Origin of the sequence: Paenibacillus assamensis DSM 18201, from assembly GCF_000422445.1 — a bacterium.
GTDB lineage: Bacteria > Bacillota > Bacilli > Paenibacillales > Paenibacillaceae > Paenibacillus_B > Paenibacillus_B assamensis.
In genome coordinates this window covers 504642-522401 of the sequence record NZ_AULU01000003.1, presented here as the reverse complement: position 1 = coordinate 522401, position 17760 = coordinate 504642, and the positions used below count along the sequence as shown (strand labels likewise).

At 44.7% G+C, this 17760-nt stretch carries 18 protein-coding genes; 16 read left to right on the top strand and 2 right to left on the bottom strand.

Annotated features, from left to right (window positions below):
- Window positions 1-108 precede the first annotated feature (108 nt).
- The 13 genes from H580_RS0102250 to H580_RS0102190 all read left to right on the top strand — a co-directional run bounded on the left by H580_RS0102250 (window position 109) and on the right by H580_RS0102190 (window position 11758).
- Window positions 109-2418, top strand: coding sequence for a phage tail tape measure protein (locus H580_RS0102250; protein ID WP_028593343.1), 2310 nt, complete (start codon window positions 109-111; stop codon window positions 2416-2418).
- A gap of 37 nt (window positions 2419-2455) precedes the next feature.
- Window positions 2456-3238 carry a LysM peptidoglycan-binding domain-containing protein gene (locus tag H580_RS0102245; RefSeq protein ID WP_028593342.1) on the top strand — a complete coding sequence of 261 codons (783 nt, stop codon included), beginning with the start codon at window positions 2456-2458 and terminating at the stop codon, window positions 3236-3238.
- 54 nt (window positions 3239-3292) lie between these two features.
- Window positions 3293-3613, top strand: coding sequence for a phage baseplate plug family protein (locus tag H580_RS0102240; protein WP_028593341.1), 321 nt, complete (start codon window positions 3293-3295; stop codon window positions 3611-3613).
- Window positions 3597-4388: a phage protein gene (locus H580_RS0102235; RefSeq protein WP_028593340.1), complete on the top strand. Its 792-nt coding sequence runs from the start codon at window positions 3597-3599 to the stop codon at window positions 4386-4388. The genes H580_RS0102240 and H580_RS0102235 overlap by 17 nt, the downstream gene beginning before the upstream one ends.
- A 25-nt stretch (window positions 4389-4413) precedes the next feature.
- Window positions 4414-4683 carry a hypothetical protein gene (locus H580_RS0102230; protein ID WP_028593339.1) on the top strand — a complete coding sequence of 90 codons (270 nt, stop codon included), beginning with the start codon at window positions 4414-4416 and terminating at the stop codon, window positions 4681-4683.
- Entirely contained in the window at window positions 4680-5045 is a 366-nt protein-coding gene (locus tag H580_RS0102225) for a DUF2634 domain-containing protein (RefSeq protein ID WP_028593338.1), read from the top strand. Before H580_RS0102230 ends, H580_RS0102225 begins: the two co-directional genes overlap by 4 nt.
- Window positions 5017-6201 (top strand): baseplate J/gp47 family protein, encoded by a 1185-nt coding sequence (locus H580_RS0102220; RefSeq protein WP_028593337.1) that lies wholly within the window; start codon window positions 5017-5019, stop codon window positions 6199-6201. The genes H580_RS0102225 and H580_RS0102220 overlap by 29 nt, the downstream gene beginning before the upstream one ends.
- Entirely contained in the window at window positions 6194-6835 is a 642-nt protein-coding gene (locus H580_RS0102215; protein ID WP_028593336.1) for a hypothetical protein, read from the top strand. Before H580_RS0102220 ends, H580_RS0102215 begins: the two co-directional genes overlap by 8 nt.
- A 150-nt stretch (window positions 6836-6985) precedes the next feature.
- The gene (locus H580_RS0102210; protein ID WP_028593335.1) at window positions 6986-9787 is read left to right on the top strand and encodes a hypothetical protein; all 2802 of its coding nucleotides are present in this window, start codon (window positions 6986-6988) and stop codon (window positions 9785-9787) included.
- Window positions 9788-9798: 11 nt separating this feature from the next.
- On the top strand, window positions 9799-10284 hold the full coding sequence (locus H580_RS0102205) for a hypothetical protein (RefSeq protein ID WP_028593334.1): 486 nt from the start codon (window positions 9799-9801) through the stop codon (window positions 10282-10284).
- Complete coding sequence (locus tag H580_RS25725; protein ID WP_084508838.1) at window positions 10277-10417, top strand: XkdX family protein; 141 nt, start codon at window positions 10277-10279, stop codon at window positions 10415-10417. The genes H580_RS0102205 and H580_RS25725 overlap by 8 nt, the downstream gene beginning before the upstream one ends.
- Window positions 10418-10695: 278 nt before the next feature.
- Window positions 10696-11076 carry a phage holin family protein gene (locus H580_RS0102195; RefSeq protein ID WP_051217197.1) on the top strand — a complete coding sequence of 127 codons (381 nt, stop codon included), beginning with the start codon at window positions 10696-10698 and terminating at the stop codon, window positions 11074-11076.
- The gene (locus H580_RS0102190) at window positions 11060-11758 is read left to right on the top strand and encodes an N-acetylmuramoyl-L-alanine amidase (protein ID WP_028593332.1); all 699 of its coding nucleotides are present in this window, start codon (window positions 11060-11062) and stop codon (window positions 11756-11758) included. The genes H580_RS0102195 and H580_RS0102190 overlap by 17 nt, the downstream gene beginning before the upstream one ends.
- A gap of 262 nt (window positions 11759-12020) precedes the next feature.
- Here H580_RS0102190 and H580_RS26105 read toward each other — a convergent pair whose 3' ends face one another.
- Window positions 12021-12221: a hypothetical protein gene (locus H580_RS26105; RefSeq protein WP_157282649.1), complete on the bottom strand. Its 201-nt coding sequence runs from the start codon at window positions 12219-12221 to the stop codon at window positions 12021-12023.
- A 165-nt stretch (window positions 12222-12386) separates the two neighbouring features.
- Between H580_RS26105 and H580_RS0102180 the strand changes: the two genes are divergently transcribed.
- The 3 genes from H580_RS0102180 (at window position 12387) to H580_RS0102170 (ending at window position 15737) form a co-directional block, all read left to right on the top strand.
- A complete protein-coding gene (locus H580_RS0102180) occupies window positions 12387-12605 on the top strand; it encodes a YwbE family protein (protein WP_028593331.1) in 219 nt (72 codons plus the stop codon).
- Window positions 12606-12628: 23 nt separating this feature from the next.
- Window positions 12629-14272, top strand: a complete 1644-nt coding sequence (locus H580_RS0102175; RefSeq protein ID WP_245583467.1) for a DEAD/DEAH box helicase — start codon at window positions 12629-12631, stop codon at window positions 14270-14272.
- A gap of 604 nt (window positions 14273-14876) precedes the next feature.
- Window positions 14877-15737: a cation diffusion facilitator family transporter gene (locus tag H580_RS0102170; RefSeq protein WP_425414102.1), complete on the top strand. Its 861-nt coding sequence runs from the start codon at window positions 14877-14879 to the stop codon at window positions 15735-15737.
- Between the two features lie 596 nt (window positions 15738-16333).
- On the opposite strand, the gene H580_RS0102165 is transcribed toward H580_RS0102170, so the two are convergent.
- The gene (locus H580_RS0102165) at window positions 16334-17593 is read right to left on the bottom strand and encodes a sugar efflux transporter (RefSeq protein ID WP_028593328.1); all 1260 of its coding nucleotides are present in this window, start codon (window positions 17591-17593) and stop codon (window positions 16334-16336) included.
- Window positions 17594-17760 lie beyond the last annotated feature (167 nt).

Sequence of the window (17760 nt, the reverse complement as noted above, 5' to 3'; positions counted from 1 at the left end):
GTAGTCGGGGCGGCATTTCCTATGAGCAGGCGTGCGGCATGACGATTGAGGAGCTTTGCGAAGCCGCTGCGGCGCTCGAATGGATGTTGGGGAAAGGAGGGGGATAAGTTGCTTGAATTAATTAAAGTAAAAAATCGAATGCTGCGGGAATTGTATGGAATCAACGACAACCATCAGCATCTTTTTGCTCTGTTAACAACTTGGAAAAAAAGCTTCGACAATTACTTAAGATCTACGGAAATTAAAGTAGTTGTCGATCCTCGTCAACTAGCAAAATATACGCAAAATCAAAATCCGCAAAGTTCACAAGGAATATCTACAGCGGCAGGTAGTGCGATTGATCCTGTAGTCGTCCATACTCCAACCTTCAGTATGGATTTGAGCACAGAAAAAAATGCTTGGGTTGACGGTTCTGCATTGCCTGACTATGGGATACCTGCTTATAAAATGCAACTGGATAATGTAACAGGGGAAAGTTTGCTTACTCTCATTCAAGCGAATTATGAGAACAAGGATCGTATTGTTAGTGAAAGCCAAATAGAAGATTTACGGCAATTAGCCTACAACGAAAGTAGAAATAAACCGTATACAGATCCAGACACCATGCTGAAATCGCTCTATCGCTACGCACATAATGATTGGAAAATTGAAGATTTACCGCATTTACTGTCTGCGACGAATGATCTGGCGATGGCTAATATGACTTCAACCGAAGATGCAACTAAAATGTTGGATGCGACTTTGTCGGCGTATTTTGCTAAGGCGTCAGAGGCGGACGATTATGCAGGGATGTTAAGTTACGCAAACGCCAACTCAAGAATGGACGTAGCAGAGCTAGCAACTGCATCGAACCACTTAGGACGACAAGCTAGCAAAGCTGGTTGGAATTATGAACACGTTCTCTCATCGCTTATGACATTGAATGATAATGGCTATACGACAACGGCATCTACTCGTGCATTGGAAGCAGTAATGAAAGACTGGCTATCTCTTTCATCCACTCAGAAGAAGGCGCAAGGAGTAGAGCATATTACAGAGATGGATCAGCTTATCCAGCATCTGAATGGTCAGCTAAATAAAGGGGAGTTAAAAAACGATCCTGTCAAGCAGCGTCAATATCTTGAACAACGATATGGAAAGTTAAACGGAGATGCCCTTCATACTTTAATTTCGAATGAGAGTACCGTTAAACAAAAAAGTGAGAACCTTATTAACTATAAGGGTGAGGCTAAGAAGACATCTGAATTTTTTGATGAATCTCAAAGTGGAAAAGTATTAGGGTTTGAGAACGAAATCAAAATAACCAAAAAAGATATAGCGAATATTAACTATGACTCCTTTTTTAGTCAGTTCTTAAGAAATGCCACTGCTAATCTCCAAGCATTAACTTCAGAGGGAAAGGGTTTGTTAGGTAAGGGGGTTTTAACAGACTCTCTTTTAGTACTGTCTCAAAACATTTTAGGCTTCGTTTCTGGAAGAAAGGATATGTTAATTAAGCCAGAAGAAGATGGGGGCAAGGAATGTAGTTGTTGTTGTGATAAAAAAGATGACGACGATGATAAAGATAAAAAGAAGAAGAAGGAGCAGCCCGACCCTAAAATGTCCCCAACACTTGCGATGGCAGCAGCACTTGCTAGTTATTGGGCTTTAGTAAAAGAACCAAATGCGGCTACAGAGGGTGTTCCAGCAGGTGGCGTGGATACGATGCCGACTCCTTCTGATCCTACACCAGCACCGGTATCAGAAGAATTGCCTTGGTGGAGGCGAATTGGTGCAGCTTTTAATCGAAGTATGGAGCTTCAGGGTGAGGCACATCTTTTAAGAGCGCAAGGAACCATGGAGTTAAATAAAAGTATCGGTGAAATTTATACCAACCCTGTGATGTGGGCGGCAGTAGGTAAATTTAGTGGTGAAGCAGCAAAAAATAGTCTTAAAAGACCTAGTCCTGGAGGATTAGCTATTGCAGGTTTAGCTGGTCTCCTGTATTTAGGATCATCATGGATGGCAAATGATGTGCTTGCACAGCCGACACCTGAGAAGGCGGCAACAACGATCAAACCATCGAGTAATTCATCGAGATGGCAGCCATTAGGACCTAATCTTAGTTCAGGTACAGCGGAAAATAGCTATACGCTTCCTGGGTTTGGAGTGAGGAAGACATTTCCGTTTGTACCTGGTGCAGCTACGACATCTTCAATGCCTTCAACTGTGCAGGCGAATAGCAATGCCACCATTAACTTGAATGTAAACGGCTATATCGACCAGAATATGATTAATATGATTAAAGATTTTACGAAGCAGGAATTTGACAAATTATTCAGTTCTTTCACTCGTCAGATAAATGAAAAGACTCCACAACCAGGTGTGAAGTCTCCAGCATCGTCGACTCAAGGGCAAGGAGGGATGATGCCTTATTAAACAGCAATGGAGTAGGTTAGGGGGGACTTCCCTCTTTGTGACATCGGAAGAACCAGAATATTCCGTTCAGGTTAGCGCGCATAACGTGGAAAAAGGCGGAAAGGTAACTGATCATATTCAACGTGAAGGTGTTACTCTAAATATTCAAGGGTTGCTTCTAGGCGATCAGGCCTCACAATCACGATACAGAATTGTTAAGGCAATGGAAAAAGGACAAATGCTTCAGTATATTGGCAGAACGATGCTTACGAACTGTATCATTACAGCCTTCCGTACTTCCCATGATAACTCGATTAGCAACGGAATGAGCTTTTCGTTAACGCTAAAACAGATTCATATCGCAACGAAAAAGCGAATGAAGACTTCAAAGAAGTCCTCAAATAACCCCTCTACACAAAAGCAGGGGAACGGCGGTAGCAAGCAAGTTACGCATCCACATAGTCCTTTTAACCATCTCGTACGTAGAGGACAAACGTGGGAGACAATTGCCCAATATTATGGGTACAAGCCGCATCAATTGAGAGAGTGGAATAAGCAGTATGCTCAAGTACAGGAATGGGATAAAAAGTACAAGCAAGTGGAAGAAGGAATGGTGCTGTCAATTGGAGCTCCAGCCCCAGCGCCTAAGCCGTCTGCGAAGAAGTATAAAGGACCGAATCCGACAGTTGTCGGTGTTCTTACTCATGAAGTTAAGCGCGGTGAAACCTGGGACACGATAGCGGCGATGTATGGGATATCGACCACGGTTCTGAAAGCCCGCAATCGATATTACTCCGAATATCGTTCTTTACAGCCAGGGATGATTTTGGGTATCGCATAATGCGAACACAAGGTCATCTTTTTTGATGTAAACATGCAGGAGAGGAGGTTCGGGATGGCAATATTGACTATCGAGAAAGAGCGGGTGCCCTATTCCTTCGATATGGATATGGGTACGAGAACGTACACATTCGATGTGCGGTATAACAATAAGCATGATTATTTTACGATGGATATTTCACAAGGAGGCACTCCTCTTGCATTGGGCGTTAAGCTCGTGTGGGGAGTGCCTTTGTTCGAGAGTATGGAAACGACTGATTTCCCGCTGGAAAGCATCGTGCCGTATGGCAGTAATCCAGAGGAATTGGTGAGCTGGGAGACGCTGGGCAACTCTGTATTCCTGAATGTGGGGGATGAGCATGCAGTTATTGTATAAACGACAGTTGGAAGTCGTCATTGGCGGCAAAACATTTACAAGTGAAGATTTGACGATTCGCGTTCGAGCAGAATTTGATGATGATGCTGAGCCTAATGAATCGACAATTGAAATTTACAATTTAACAAAGCAGACGATTTCGAGCTTTCGCAATGAGATGCCTGTCGTTGTGCGTGCGGGGTATGGCAACGATATAGGTACTATTTTGCAGGGAACCATTGTAGAAATTCGTACAACTCGTGAGCATACGGACCGGCTTACAACGCTTCAAGTGAAAGATGTTGTAAAACGCAAAAAGCAGCCGGTTAAGCAGACATACCGCCCAGGGACGAAAGCTAGTGTCATTTTACAGGATTTAATGGATAAAGATCAGATTCTCCGTGGTCAAATGGTGCTGAGTGAGGATTATACGTTTGCTAAAGGCTTTGTTGCTAATGGAGATGTGATGGAGTCGATACGTCGAGTTGCCGCAGCTTGTGGATCAACCACTTACTCCAGTCGGGGAAAACTACATTTTAAAGCAGCAGGTAAGAAAAAAGCAGAAGCTCCTATTCTTATTGCACCGGATACAGGTTTGATTGGCAGTCCCGAACGCTTTGAAGATGGAGAGAAAAAGAAAGGGATCAAAATTACCTCTCTATTGAATCACCGTCTTCGGGCAGGTGTAAAAGTGAAATTGGAAAGTGAAGATTACAAGGGCATATATGAAGTGAAACAAGGAATGCATCAGGCTTCGAATGATCAGTTCGTTACGGAGGTTGATTTGGTAACATGAGTGAAAATGAGAGGAGGGGAAGCATATGGGGGCTAATCGAACAGTTGGCGCTTTGGAAGCTTGGCTCGATCACCGTTTGGGCGGCATGTCGCCTGCCCAGCTCGGATCGATTGTACAAATGAATGGTTCGACAGCTGATGTGGAATTGGAAGATGAAGAAGGACTTATTCGATATGAGCTGCCGTTTGTGGAGGTTCCTGGTTTGGTTTATGAGGCAGGCCAGCGAGTGCTGGTTGTCTTTACAGAGTCCAATCGTGGTGGTGGAGTCATTGCAGGGAAGGTGAGCGGCGGATGAAAACGTGGCTGCTGCAAGATGGCGACATTGTATTGGAACAAGGTAATGTGAAATGGGTGGAAGGGCGAGAAGAGCTTGCGCAAGCGGTTCGTGTGCGAGTGGGAACAAGGCTGGGAGAATCATTTTTCACACCAGAGATGGGGCTTGATCATGAGCTGCTGATAGGCCAGCCATTCGATGAGGATCGAATGCGGGAAATTGTATTGGAAGCGTTAGCTGATGAAGAGCGTATCTCGTCTGTAGATGAAATTAATATTCAGTATGACAAGGCAAGTCGAACAGCTGACATACATGTTGTCATGACAAGTATAGAGGGAGAGGAGGTCGAGGTCGATGTTAACAGCAGCGGGTTTGAAGCGTAAGACGTATAACGATATTTATGAAGAAATGGTAGGTGAGCTGACTACTCGGCTTGGTGAGGATGTCAACACTTCAGAAACGTCCCCGCTCGGGATGATGATGCAAATTTTTGCTTGGCATTTATCTGTGTTATGGGAAGATGTCGAGCAGGTGTACCATGAATCTTACATTCAATATGCGACAGGAGTGCAGTTGGATGCACTAGCCGTATTTTATGGATTGCAGCGCAAGCTTGAGACACCGGCGGCAGGTGTTGTTACCTTTAAAGGTACTCCAACCTACACGATTCCAGCGGGATTCCATGTGGGAACGAAGTCAGAAATATGGTTCACCACAACAGCTCCATGTACGCTCGATGCTCAAGGAAAAGGGACGGTGCCAGTTGTTTCTGTAGGGCTAGGATCTTCAGGCAATGTGCCGCCATCTTCGATTACGGAAATATTGAATCCAGTGAAAGAAGTTACTTCGGTAACGAATGAAGCGGGTACAGCAGATGGCCGTGAGCGGGAAAATGACATTGAATTCCGTGACCGTTTGCGAGCAGCACGCGATGGAAGTCATGCGGCGACAATCGATGCGATTGTATCTGCCTTATTGCAGCTTCCAGATGTCCGTTCGGCGTCGGTACGTGTCAACGACACGATGCAGACGGATGCAGAAGGTATTCCAGCAAAGTCGATACGCGCTTATGTATATGGTGGACAATCTGAACAGATTGGGAAGACGATTTTTGAAAAGAAGGCTGCCGGTATTGGTACAGACGGTGAGGAAGTTATCAAGGTGAAAGACGTCAGCGGTGGTGAACATTCAATTCGTTTCAGTCGCATGAAAATGTTGGATGTTCATGTTGAGGTGAATGTATCTGTTAACGCACAGTTTGCTGCACAGGGGGCAGATGCTATTCGTACGGCGATTGCTCAATATGTCGGTGGTGTTGGTGCAGATCAGCAGGATTATTCTGGCTTGCCGCAAGGCTCTCGCATTGTATACAGCCGTTTATTGTCTTCTGTTCAGCAGGTAACGGGAGTAGAAGAGGTCGCAGGCTTAAAAATTAAGCTCGGTACAGAGCCTCTCGTGTCTGACAATGTGAACATTCCGCTCTATCATGTAGCGCGGGTGGCGCCTGAGCGCATTAAGGTGGCGGTGACTCATGTTTAAGCTGCCTGATGTTATGACACTGCTGCCAGATGTCATTTCGAAAGAAGGCAGTAGTCGCTTTGGTGCCCTAGTAGAAGTGTGGTTGAAGCAAATGAATGATATTGCTGAGACGCTTCGTGTTATTTCGGAGTGGAAGGCGATAGATAAGGCAGAAGGGTCGACACTGGAAGATATCGGCGGAAATGTCGGTCAGCCGCGCGGACAAGCGAGCGATGAAGTGTACCGGATGCTGCTGCGCTCCAAGCTTGCGCGAATGAATGCGAACGGTAGCTTGGACTCGGTTATTCAAGTGCTTGCACTTGCACTGCAAGCTGAGCCGCATGAGTTCAGGTTGACCGAGCAGCATAGTGATCCTGTTCAACCAGAACCTGCGGCGGTACATGTGTCTTCTGTGCCTTATGAGAAGCTAAATAGTGCAGGTTTAAGCCCTGCGCAATTTATTACATTGGTGGAACGGCTCGTCGCAGCAGGCGTTCGGGTCAGCCAAGTGGAGCTGACCGGGACGTTCGCGCTTGCTTCTGTAGCGGATAAGCTGGAAGTTAGTGAGTATGGTTTAGCAGATGAGTTGATGACGCAGGGCGGTACACTTGGTGACCTTTACGTTCCGGGTGATGATTATAAATTGCCAATTTAAAGGAATGAGTACTTTGTGGTGCTTATTCTTTTATTTATAAAGATACCAATATTCAACGAGCGTACTTTCTTGTAGATGACTAGCAATAGATTTGAATTGTAATCTTAATAGTTTTATTTACAAGAACAATATGACAAGAGGTGAACATATATGGCTTTCGAGAAACAGCTTCCCGAATGGAAAGCAAAAGGAATAAAGCCCCCGCAAAATAAGCTGGACGAAGGCTGGAAAGCGCAGGATAAGCCGCCTGCGGCGTGGCTGAACTGGCAGATGAATTCGACGTATGAGGCGTTGAACGAGCTTCAGCAGCATGCGGTTGATGGGCGAGATGTTAGTGCTGTGCCATCTCCTAATGGCATCGTTCGTTTGGACGGAGAAGGCCATTTGAATGAGCAGGCTCTTGCGGATGCAAAATATAAGGCGATTCAGTTCATGCCCGGTGTACAGGTGGTGGAGTCGGATGTGGATACGCCGTTAAAAGTTGAAAATGTGCAGGGGCGGACGTTGGTAAATTTGTTAGGACGAGTAGGATCATGTGAAGACGCAAGTGCGTTTAACAAAAAAACAAAGCTTGAAGTCTCTGTAGACACATCCAGAAAATCTCAAGGTCAAGGATCTTTATTGTTAGTATCTACAGTTCCTGAAAAAATTTTTTCGGGGGTTGGTAGAATCATTAACGTAAATCCTGATAGCTATTATGTTGCAGTAGCAATGGCGAATAATATCACATCAAAGAGATTACGTCTGCAAATTCACGGTATGAGCCCAGGTGGACAATTTGTTAATACAGATACATCAGGTTGGAATAAATTTGAACCTCTGTTTATTCGCTTTAGACCATCAGATGTGAATAGTACGACGAGTGTTGAAGTGCAACTTTGGATTGAAACAGAAGGTGTTAATGCTGGTGGATGTTTTGATGCATTACGAGTATTTGAGATTTCAAAAGCAGACTATGATGCAATAGGTACCATGACAGCTGAGCAAGTAGTAAATCGATTTCCATACGTTGAAGGTACGACTAATGTTAAAAATCCATATATGCTTGTAAAATCAGGGAATCTACTACCCTCGGCTTTTGAGTTTAATAATAATTTTGTGACTACTATTCATCATGACTATTCCTTTGAATTCACTGCAATAGAAAAAGAAAATAAAGGTCTTTATTATGATGTAGAGGTTTTGCCAAATGAAAGTTACTGTACTCGTGTGATTTGCTCCAATAGTAATGGAAATATCCGATTTGAATACTATACGGATATGAACAGTGCAGGAAACAAAAACAAATTTCTTCAACCTCGTACTTATCATAAGGCAAATGAGTATGCTTACATCAGGACTCCAGCCGGATGTGGATGCGTAAGGATATACTTGACGAATGAATATGAAGGTGGAACTTCAATAGAAAGTCAAAGAGAGGGGCACTATGTTTTTAGCAATTTTCTTATGTTCCCAGAAAGCAAGCCTGTACTATTCTTTCCCCAACAAAGTAGCATATGGGCAGCAGAATATGAGTTGGCTTCAAACCCAATTGATGGAAAAGATATGGATATACTTTTCACGTGCGAAGACGGGATACCATATGTGAGGGAGAATTGGAAAAAGATTAGTTTAGATGGAAATTTAAATTGGGTTTGTATGAGTGAAACACCTGGGTTTAAGCAAGTTCTAGTGAAAAATCTAACACCTACAATTAAGAATACTGGGTATGTAGTTAAGTTTGACGGTAAGCCACTTTCACGTGTTGTACAAGGAAGTGGTATAACAGTTGCTGATCAGCATGCATTAACTGATGACGCAGATCAGTACCCTGATGCTATTATTATTTCAGTATCCAACGAAGACAGTGGTTGGGGGAATGAATACACACCTAGCACTGATGAAATTAAAGCATACTTTATGGGATGGAGAGTGCATAAGGGAGCACAGGGCAATGTTAATGTTCCGTTTAATGGAGAAACAGAGGGGAAAGCATGGCATCCTCTGGATGCGAGATATACTTCACATGAAGGTGTTCCATCTGCATCTTTTTATGTGACCACTGTTCCAACTTTACCTGTCAAAGATTATGATTATACCAGATACAGTATTTGGAGACCTTATAAACTCCAATATCTTAAAGCGAAGCCTACTGTAGAGTCAATTTCTAATTACGAGTTAGGTGCAGCGCTGGGTAGGGGTTCGAACGTAGTTGAGATTGGTAGTGGATTGGTCATGCGAGAAAAGGCAGACCCACTTCAAGGACAAGGTAATCAATTCTATCTACACTCGCGAGGATTAGGTAATCGTTTTAAGTATTTGGTTAAAGATATTCAGAATGTGTATCGAAATAATGCTAAAGACTCGAAGTGGCAGGTTTATACGTCATCTTTAGAGGTAGATTTTGGCTTAGAGAACGCAGGGTGTCTAGCTGAAAACTTCGATACTTCTGCTGTCTATCACGTGACATACACGATGTTGGAGGAAACATTGAAAGCAACTATTCGTGGTTCAGTTGCTTCTAATCTTCTAGGTACTATATCCAATGTGGTACATAATACAGGAGATATAGAGCGTCGTTTGTCTGTAGTAGAGACATTAAAGTCGAATAAAGATAAAGTAAAGCCCACTTGGATCATACCTTCCTTAATGAATGGATGGATTGCTTATAAAGATGGGTTCTTAAATCCACGCTATTATAAAGATGAGTATGGTGTTGTCCATATCGAAGGCTTAATAAAGGGCGGAGCAGTTGCGGCTACAACTAATTTATTCTTGTTACCACCTGAATATCGGCCAACAGGGACTTTGATTTTTAGTGTAGTTGGCCTATCTGGTACGACTTCAGTTCCTACAATGATTAGGGTAGATGTAACACATGATGGAAGGGTAATAATTAATCAAAGTCATTCAACAGATGTAGGAAACTACTATTTATCACTTACCGGTATCTCTTATAACACCGAACAATAAGGAGGATCGCCATGAAAGAAGCATTTATCATCGACCTACAAGGTAAATACATCGAACCAACGCTTGTCATGGACTCCGTGGCAGGCGTTTTTGATATCGTCGAAACGGTGTCGACTGACACGGACACGAACAAAGGTCAAGCACAACAGCTTAAGTCCAACCAGCCGAATACAAAAGTCAGAGGCTACACCGTAGCTATCTCAATGCCAGAGGGACTCTATGAGCCGCAATTCGACGTTGCAGGCTACCGAGATGCTATAAAGCTCGACCCAACAACGAATGGTTCAACATTTTGGAAAAACGGTCTAACTCAAGCAGAAATCGAAGCACTAAAACCACAGCCACAGCCTAACCCAGTCGAGACACTTGGGCAGCAGCTAGTGGCCCGTGAGCTGGAAGTTATGGAACTCAAAAATCAGAACGCTACTCAAGGTACGGCACTGGTTGCAATGGAACTGCGTTTATTAAAACTAGAAGGGATGGGTACAAATGTTTAAAACAGACTATGAGCGTATCAAGTATTACTATGATTGCGGTTGGGCAACAACGGAGCAGCTTAAGCTCTATGTAAAATATAACGTGATTACAGATGCAGAAATGCAAAAAATGATTAGCACAACGGCACAGTAAAGCGCCATGCACATTGCATGAGCGCTATTTTTATGCCCTCGGATGAATGCGAGAACCATTGGTGGCAGTGAAAGTGCTTGTAGAAGGGATATCCAATCTATGAGCATTAAGATTTAAAAGCTTCACAGCCACACTCCTGCCATACCTCTCGATATCTCTACCCGAGGGCATTTCACTTAAAGGGGGGCAGTAAGCCTATGAATGACTATACTAAATTATTGGCCGACCTTGTCGGCATCAAGACTACTGAGCAAGTAGCGGCAACGGCAACCTTCGGGATGTTCGGAACATTCACAGCCTTTATGTTCGGAGGATGGCCGACATTAATGCAAGTGCTGCTTATGATGATCATCATCGATTATGTTACGGGAATTATCGCAGCAGGAGTGACGGGAACGTTGCGCAGTCGAGTCGGGCTGGTTGGGATTTCCCGCAAAATTTTTATTTTCCTTATTATCGCCATCGCTCATCAGGTGGATCTTGTATTGGGGGATCAGCACATGCTGCGTGATGCGACGATTTTCTTCTATATGGCGAATGAACTGCTATCTATTATCGAAAATGCAGGTCGGATGGGTGTTCCGATCCCATCTACGATTAAAAAAGCAATTGAAATATTGCACGAAAAGGGCGGAGATGACGATGACGTACAGCGTTAAACAGCGGCTGCTGCCGCAGCAAGCACCAAACAAACCAAAGCGAGCGATGAAGCCGCTCTATATTACGATTCATAACACAGATAATACAGATCACGGTGCAACTGCCGATGCGCATGCCCGTTACTTGCTGAATGGCAGTGGTGGCGCGAAAAAAAGCTGGCATTATACGGTGGATGACCACGATATTATTCAGCATTTGGAAGACAATGAGCAGGGCTGGCATGCGGGTGATGGAAAAGGCTTGGGCAACACGATGTCCATCGGGATTGAAATTTGTATGTACGAGGGCATGAATGAAATGCTGGCTTGGAGACAGGCGTCTTGGCTTGTCGCACAATTAATGAATAAGCACAGCATACCACTCAGCCGAATCGTGCCGCATCGTCATTGGAGCGGAAAAGGTTGTCCATCCCGATTGCTGCCGCATTGGCAAACGTTTACCCGTATGGTTGAGCGCGTATTAGCCGATATGAAGGATGCTGCCTCAAAGGGGAAGGGAGACAAGCCGTCTCAGGCAAGCCAAGTTCCTGTAAATGTGAATCTAGCAGAAGGGAAGACATCTGCACTAGAGGGACATTTATTGAATGGACACGTCTATGTTCCACTGCGTGATATCGCAGAAGCTTTGCAGCTTAAGCTGCTGTGGGACAACACGAACAAGCGGGCGACTTTATCTAAATAAAGGCCGTCCCGCGGCTAACCTCCTCTTACAACTGAATGTAGCAATCACGCTGACGGTTGCTGTAGAGCCTATTCAGCGTATATGGATGTATTTTGAACGATAAAGGGCGTCACAGAGCTTATTCTTCCCAAAAAGCTAAATTATTGACCTCAAATGCTAAAATAAGCTCGGCTACAACCGTTACATTTCTATGCAGGGCTATTTTGCGAAAATAACGTCTATGGCGCCCGTTAGAATGTCCACATACAAAGTATACGCCCGTCTAAAGAAGAAGCCGAAAAATAAGATGTCCTGTGTCGAAGCACAGCCTGCGAGTACATTTGAAAGCCAGTTGCATATACAGACTCGAATAGCCAAGTTCAGTCCGATGTACATCGAAACGTCTAGAACCTCTGAACCGCCCAACCCCAACCCCAACCCCAACCCCAACCCCAACCCCAACCCAATCCAACCCGACCCCCACAGACCGCCAGCACCTCCCCCGCTTCTCCTTCACATCTGCAAGTATTTTCCTTCCTTTTTATAATTTTATGGCGCTGTTGCTCGCTTTCTTGTAATATGGGTAAAATGAACGCATAACCACCAGCAAGCAGATAGGAGCATTAGAAAAATGACCGTCAATGGACAAGTGAACGGGCAACAGCGTCAGCATATCCGTGCAGGACTAGATGTCGATATCGTTCTGAAACAAGATCAGCGTACAGGCAAGACGACGCGCGGAATCGTCAAGGATATATTAACGAACTCACCGTTCCACCCTCACGGCATTAAAGTGAGATTGCACAGCGGTCAGGTGGGACGGGTGAAGCATATACATGTTTCTCCTCAAGACAGCGGCCATGCCTAAAAATGAACCGACATATAAGGGAGATGAACGACCTGAAAGGTTTCGAAGCTTATAACTTAGACCCAGCAATATTGCAATATTTGAAATTAAGCGGCATAGACACGCCTACACCTGTACAACAGCAGGCAATTCCAGTCATGATGAAAGGCCAAGACGTCATGGCGGAAGCCGAAACAGGAACGGGTAAGACATTGGCATTTCTTTTGCCGATTGTACAAAAAGCGAAGCCAGATCAAGCACGCGTACAAGCACTAATCGTTGCGCCTACACGCGAGCTAGCACTTCAAATTACAGACGAGGCACGCAAATTGGCAGCTACTCGTGGTATATCCGTATTGGCGGTGTATGGCGGCCAAGACGTAATGAAGCAAATCCACAAGCTAAGCGGTCGCTCTCCGCAGTTGATTATTGCGACACCGGGACGTCTAAACGATCATATTCGTCGTGGTACGATTGATTTGTCTCGGATCGACACGCTTGTACTGGATGAAGCCGATCAAATGCTTCATATGGGCTTCTTGCCTGAAGTAGAGGAAATTATGGAGCAATTGCCATACAAGCGTCAGACACTCATGTTGTCTGCAACGATGGCGGATTCCGTAAGACGCTTGGGCAATCGCTATTTGAAAGATCCGGTTAACGTGCGTATTGAATCACGCAAAGTAATGGTGGATCATATTAAGCAAATCATTATTGAGACGACGGATCGTGCGAAGCAGGATGATTTGTTCCAGCAGCTTGAGGAACAGAACCCGTTCCAAGCGGTTATTTTCTGTCGTACGAAGCGTCGTGCAGCTGCTCTAAATGAAGCCCTGTTAGAGGCAGGCTACAATTCGGATGAGCTGCATGGCGACTTGTCCCAATTGAAGCGTGAGCAGGTTATGAAACGTTTCCGTGACACGAAGCTTCAATTGCTCGTTGCAACAGATGTTGCAGCACGCGGCTTGGATGTAGAAGGCGTCACGCACGTATTCAACTACGATATTCCGCAAGACGCGGAAAGCTATGTTCACCGTATTGGCCGTACAGGCCGTGCAGGTGCAAAAGGTGTTGCGATTACGTTCGTTGCTGCGAAGGATCGTCCGTACTTGCTGCAAATTCAGAAAGTACCTGGATTCCGTATTGATAACGCGCCAGGAGCAGGAAAGTCTAAAGGCGGGAAATCCGACCGTTATCAGGAGTCATCTTCATCTGGCAAACGCACGGCAAGACGCGGCGCAGGTAGAAATGAGTCCAGTGCAGAGCGGAAATTCACTTCCCGTACGGAAGACGGAGGACGCAAACGCAGTGGTCGTGGAGCGGGAGCAGCAGGACGTGCGGATCGTACTGGCAGCAGAACGGAGTCTGTAGGCAGAGAAGAGCGTTTTGGTCGAGGAGCGGCGCCTGCGCGTGGTGAGAAGCGTAATAGTTCTCGCGGAGAAGCATTCCGTGGAGAACAACGTAACAGCCGTGGTGGACAAGCGGATAGCGGATTCAGCAATCGCGGACGCGGTGGCAAGCCAGCTAATGCGGACAACCGTACATCTGGCAGAAGCAGTGACTCCAGTAATCGTCGCGGCGGCGGGCGTGCATCTGGTGGTGCAGGAGCATCTCGTCAAGGTCAAGGTGGCAAGCAGCGTTCAGGCGGAGCTGGAGCTGGTCGTTCCGGTGGGAGAGGCAGACGTTAAGTTCAGCTGGGAAGTACACTATGCGGCTAACTATATTAGCATCGCTGTGTAAATTGCAAGCAGCCCTATAGGAAAAAAATTCGATTTAGCTTAGGGAACCAAGGAACCGATTGTTATAAAGCTTGAATTAACTAATAACTATGTATTGCGCTGTCGTTTATGGGGATGAGCCCATAGGCGATGGCGCTTTTTTGCGTGGAACATAAGATTGAAAATCAGTCGTCGCTAACGAGAACATACGGTAATGTAAACATCCTTGTGTGTTCGCTTATGAACTCCTCTTCGACCGTGCATACTATAGAATCGATGCATCTTTTAAGGGGAAGGAGCTAGGTACATAATTTGGATAAGTTGTATCTAAGCAACTTTTTCACGTTCAACCAACTTTACAGAACCGATGCAACACCTTTTTGTGAGGGAAACAGAACGGTTGCGGGTCAACACTGTTTCTCTAGACCCACAGCAATTGTATTTGTTACCATGAATGACGAAAGAGCAATACTAACATGATGAACGGATAAAGAACCAACTTTTTATCATACTGATATCATTTGCTCTAATGATGATTAGCTGGGAGGAAGTTGCATTGAAAGAATATGCAGATATGAAAAAAGGTGAACGAGGAGCATGGGTGAGCATCATCGTCTATATTGTGCTGTCCATGACGAAGCTTGGCTTTGGCTTCGCCTATCATTCTGCTGCGCTGCAGGCAGACGGCTGGAACAACTTGACGGATATCGTGGCGTCTGTAGCTGTACTTATTGGGCTGCGAATTTCACAGAAGCCGCCCGATCGCGATCACCCGTACGGACATTTTCGCGCAGAGACGATATCTGCCTTAGTGGCTTCCTTTATTATGGCAACGGTAGGGATACAGGTTATCGTATCGACCGTTCAATCCCTTTGGTCTGCAAATACGCATGTTCCCGATATTTTGACAGGCTGGGTCGCTCTGCTTTGTGCGGCTGTTATGATGGTGGTGTACCTCTATAACAGCAGGCTTGCAAAACGGATACAAAATAAAGCTCTAATGGCTGCTGCTCATGACAACCGCTCTGATGCCTTGGTGAGTATCGGTGCAGCGATTGGTATTTTCGGAGCTCAATGGGGATTTCCATGGCTAGATCCGCTTGCGGCATTGACCGTCGGTATTGTCATACTTAAGACAGCGTGGGATATTTTTTATGATGCGAGTCATGCGTTGACGGATGGCTTTGATGAAAAGAAATTGGAGACACTGCGCAAGACGATAGCAAATACAAACGGGGTTCGTGCGATTCGAGATGTGAAGGCGAGATTGCATGGCAATCGTGTACTTGTCGATGTCATTGTACTCGTCGATCCAAAGTTGACCTTGATTGAGAGTCATCGGATATGCGATGAGGTAGAGCATCGAATGAGGCATTCGCATAATATTACTGATGTTCAAGTACATGTGGAGCCCTTAATAAAAGGGGAGCAATAGAGATGTTCTCGTTTGAGTTCAACAGGATGCAAAGATTCGCATAGGCAGTTACTCACTGCATTTTATGTGTAATCCAAGGCATAAGGTTGGACTCTTTTTTTATGGAATTCTCACAACAAAATCAATTTTATATGCAACTACTTTCATTATTGCTGTGCTGCTGAGCTCATAAAAATGTGCATAAGAAAAGGCAAAGTTATCGTGCAAACAACTTTGCCTATCAGCTATATGCTGCATCAAGCCTTCTGAAAGAATAGATGTGGCGCGCTAACGGTTGTGACAGAGGCTATTTCTGTTACATTCACATATTTTGAAGTTTAATGAGCGCCAGCGAGCTTATTTGCCGAATAAAGCGGTTTTGATAGCTATAATCGTTGAAATAAGCTCACACACGATCGTTAAAATTCTACACTCGACGATATCCTTAAATTAACGTCTATAGCGAACGTTAGCGCATACAACTCCACTTGCTTGTCGAGCAAGTGGACCATAATGCTAACTGAGTCAATAGCTTGACCTAGGCTGCCCCGGGGCGAATTGCCTCAAGATGTAACGTGCATGATGTAAGGCGCCTTCACGCAATTATTCTATTTTTCCTATACCGCCTCAGCTTCGCTTGCTTGAACGGTATCAAACTTTGCACGCTTCATCTTGATTAACACGAGCAACAATGCAAATGCTAGAACGGCAAACAACGCGCAGGTGAAAAAGACACTTCGATAGCCGAAGCCATCCGCTATAAAGCCAAACAGCACAAAGCCGAGCATCGATCCAACCTTATTGGAGTTGGAGTACAAGTTAGTAGCTGTGCCTGGCATTTGCGGTAAAAAGTCTTGGAAATAAGTAATGGCTACACCACTTGTGATGGAAATGTAGGCAGCGCTCAATATTTGGACGATGAAAATGTGCCATGTTTCTACTGCAAATGAAAGAATAATAAAGTAAATACAGGCGATAAATACGCCCAGCCGAATTAACCTATCATTTACGATTTTGGTAGCTAAGTAGCCGAAGCCGAGCATAAATGGAATTTCAAATACAGGTGGAATACTAAAAATGATGCCGATATCTTTTTCGGTACCACCGAGTTCTTTGGTGACGAATTGAGCCATATTCATCGTGCTAAGTGTATTTGCCACAGAAATGAACGTGAAAGCAAGCAGGTTAAGAAAAATAAACGGTTGAAAGACGATCTTGGTGAGCGGAATGTTGGCTTGCGATATGGAGGCCGTTTGCTGCTCTTGCTTACTCTTCAAAAATAAAAGTGAAATAATCGCTACGATAACGTTGCAAGTTGCCGCTACAACAAACAGTCCTGTAAATCCCAAATAAAGCAGCACAAACGCTGCAATAGCAGGTCCGAGCGTCCAAGAAAGGGCGAAAATCGTTCGCAGTATGTTCATATAAAGTGGAAGCTGTGTCGACGGAAGGGTTGACCTTCCTAGTATTTCACGTCCTATGGCAAACACTTGAGAAAACGTCGATGAAGCGATGCCTAGAAACAGGGAAGAGACAAAGAGAAGTACATAAAAATTTCTGGAAAAGGCGAACCCCAAATAACCGATTGCCCCAGCGATTGCACACAGGGCTAATATAAAGCTGCGATTTGGTACGCGATCAGATAGCTTAGCGATATACGTACTGAATACAATGCCGCAAATGGACGAGACAAGCATAAAAATACCAAAGGTTTTGTTGCTCATCCCAACTTCATCGATGGCAAATAGCGAGTTATACGGCAATACAAAGGCAAACGATATACCGAGAAATACATTGACGATCATAACAATCGGAAACTGTTGAATGGATAACGTCGTTTTCGTATGCTGCTTAATTGCTTGTACAAATGAATTCATTCTACCCCTATCCTCTCTCTTATTTTCTACTTATTCAACTCTATAGCCGCCCCCACACTGCTGTCTTGTAGGTGAAGTTTACCACATTAGTTAACAATAACAAGAGTAGTTTTTTAAGTGGATCCTAATTTTGCCGATAGGGGAATGTAGAACTTCGGGTTTGTTGC

Bases quoted from the DNA above. Each gene is read 5' to 3' on its own strand.
- H580_RS0102170 (WP_425414102.1), top strand. From the start codon at position 14,877: ATGAAAAAAGGTGAACGAGGAGCATGGGTGAGCATCATCGTCTATATT.
- H580_RS0102175 (WP_245583467.1), top strand. From the start codon at position 12,629: ATGAACGACCTGAAAGGTTTCGAAGCTTATAACTTAGACCCAGCAATA.
- H580_RS0102240 (WP_028593341.1), top strand. From the start codon at position 3,293: ATGGCAATATTGACTATCGAGAAAGAGCGGGTGCCCTATTCCTTCGAT.
- H580_RS0102235 (WP_028593340.1), top strand. From the start codon at position 3,597: ATGCAGTTATTGTATAAACGACAGTTGGAAGTCGTCATTGGCGGCAAA.
- H580_RS0102220 (WP_028593337.1), top strand. From the start codon at position 5,017: ATGTTAACAGCAGCGGGTTTGAAGCGTAAGACGTATAACGATATTTAT.
- H580_RS0102225 (WP_028593338.1), top strand. From the start codon at position 4,680: ATGAAAACGTGGCTGCTGCAAGATGGCGACATTGTATTGGAACAAGGT.
- H580_RS0102195 (WP_051217197.1), top strand. From the start codon at position 10,696: ATGTTCGGAACATTCACAGCCTTTATGTTCGGAGGATGGCCGACATTA.
- H580_RS0102215 (WP_028593336.1), top strand. From the start codon at position 6,194: ATGTTTAAGCTGCCTGATGTTATGACACTGCTGCCAGATGTCATTTCG.
- H580_RS0102165 (WP_028593328.1), bottom strand. From the start codon at position 17,593: ATGAATTCATTTGTACAAGCAATTAAGCAGCATACGAAAACGACGTTA.
- H580_RS0102205 (WP_028593334.1), top strand. From the start codon at position 9,799: ATGAAAGAAGCATTTATCATCGACCTACAAGGTAAATACATCGAACCA.
- H580_RS0102230 (WP_028593339.1), top strand. From the start codon at position 4,414: ATGGGGGCTAATCGAACAGTTGGCGCTTTGGAAGCTTGGCTCGATCAC.
- H580_RS25725 (WP_084508838.1), top strand. From the start codon at position 10,277: ATGTTTAAAACAGACTATGAGCGTATCAAGTATTACTATGATTGCGGT.
- H580_RS0102210 (WP_028593335.1), top strand. From the start codon at position 6,986: ATGGCTTTCGAGAAACAGCTTCCCGAATGGAAAGCAAAAGGAATAAAG.
- H580_RS0102190 (WP_028593332.1), top strand. From the start codon at position 11,060: ATGACGTACAGCGTTAAACAGCGGCTGCTGCCGCAGCAAGCACCAAAC.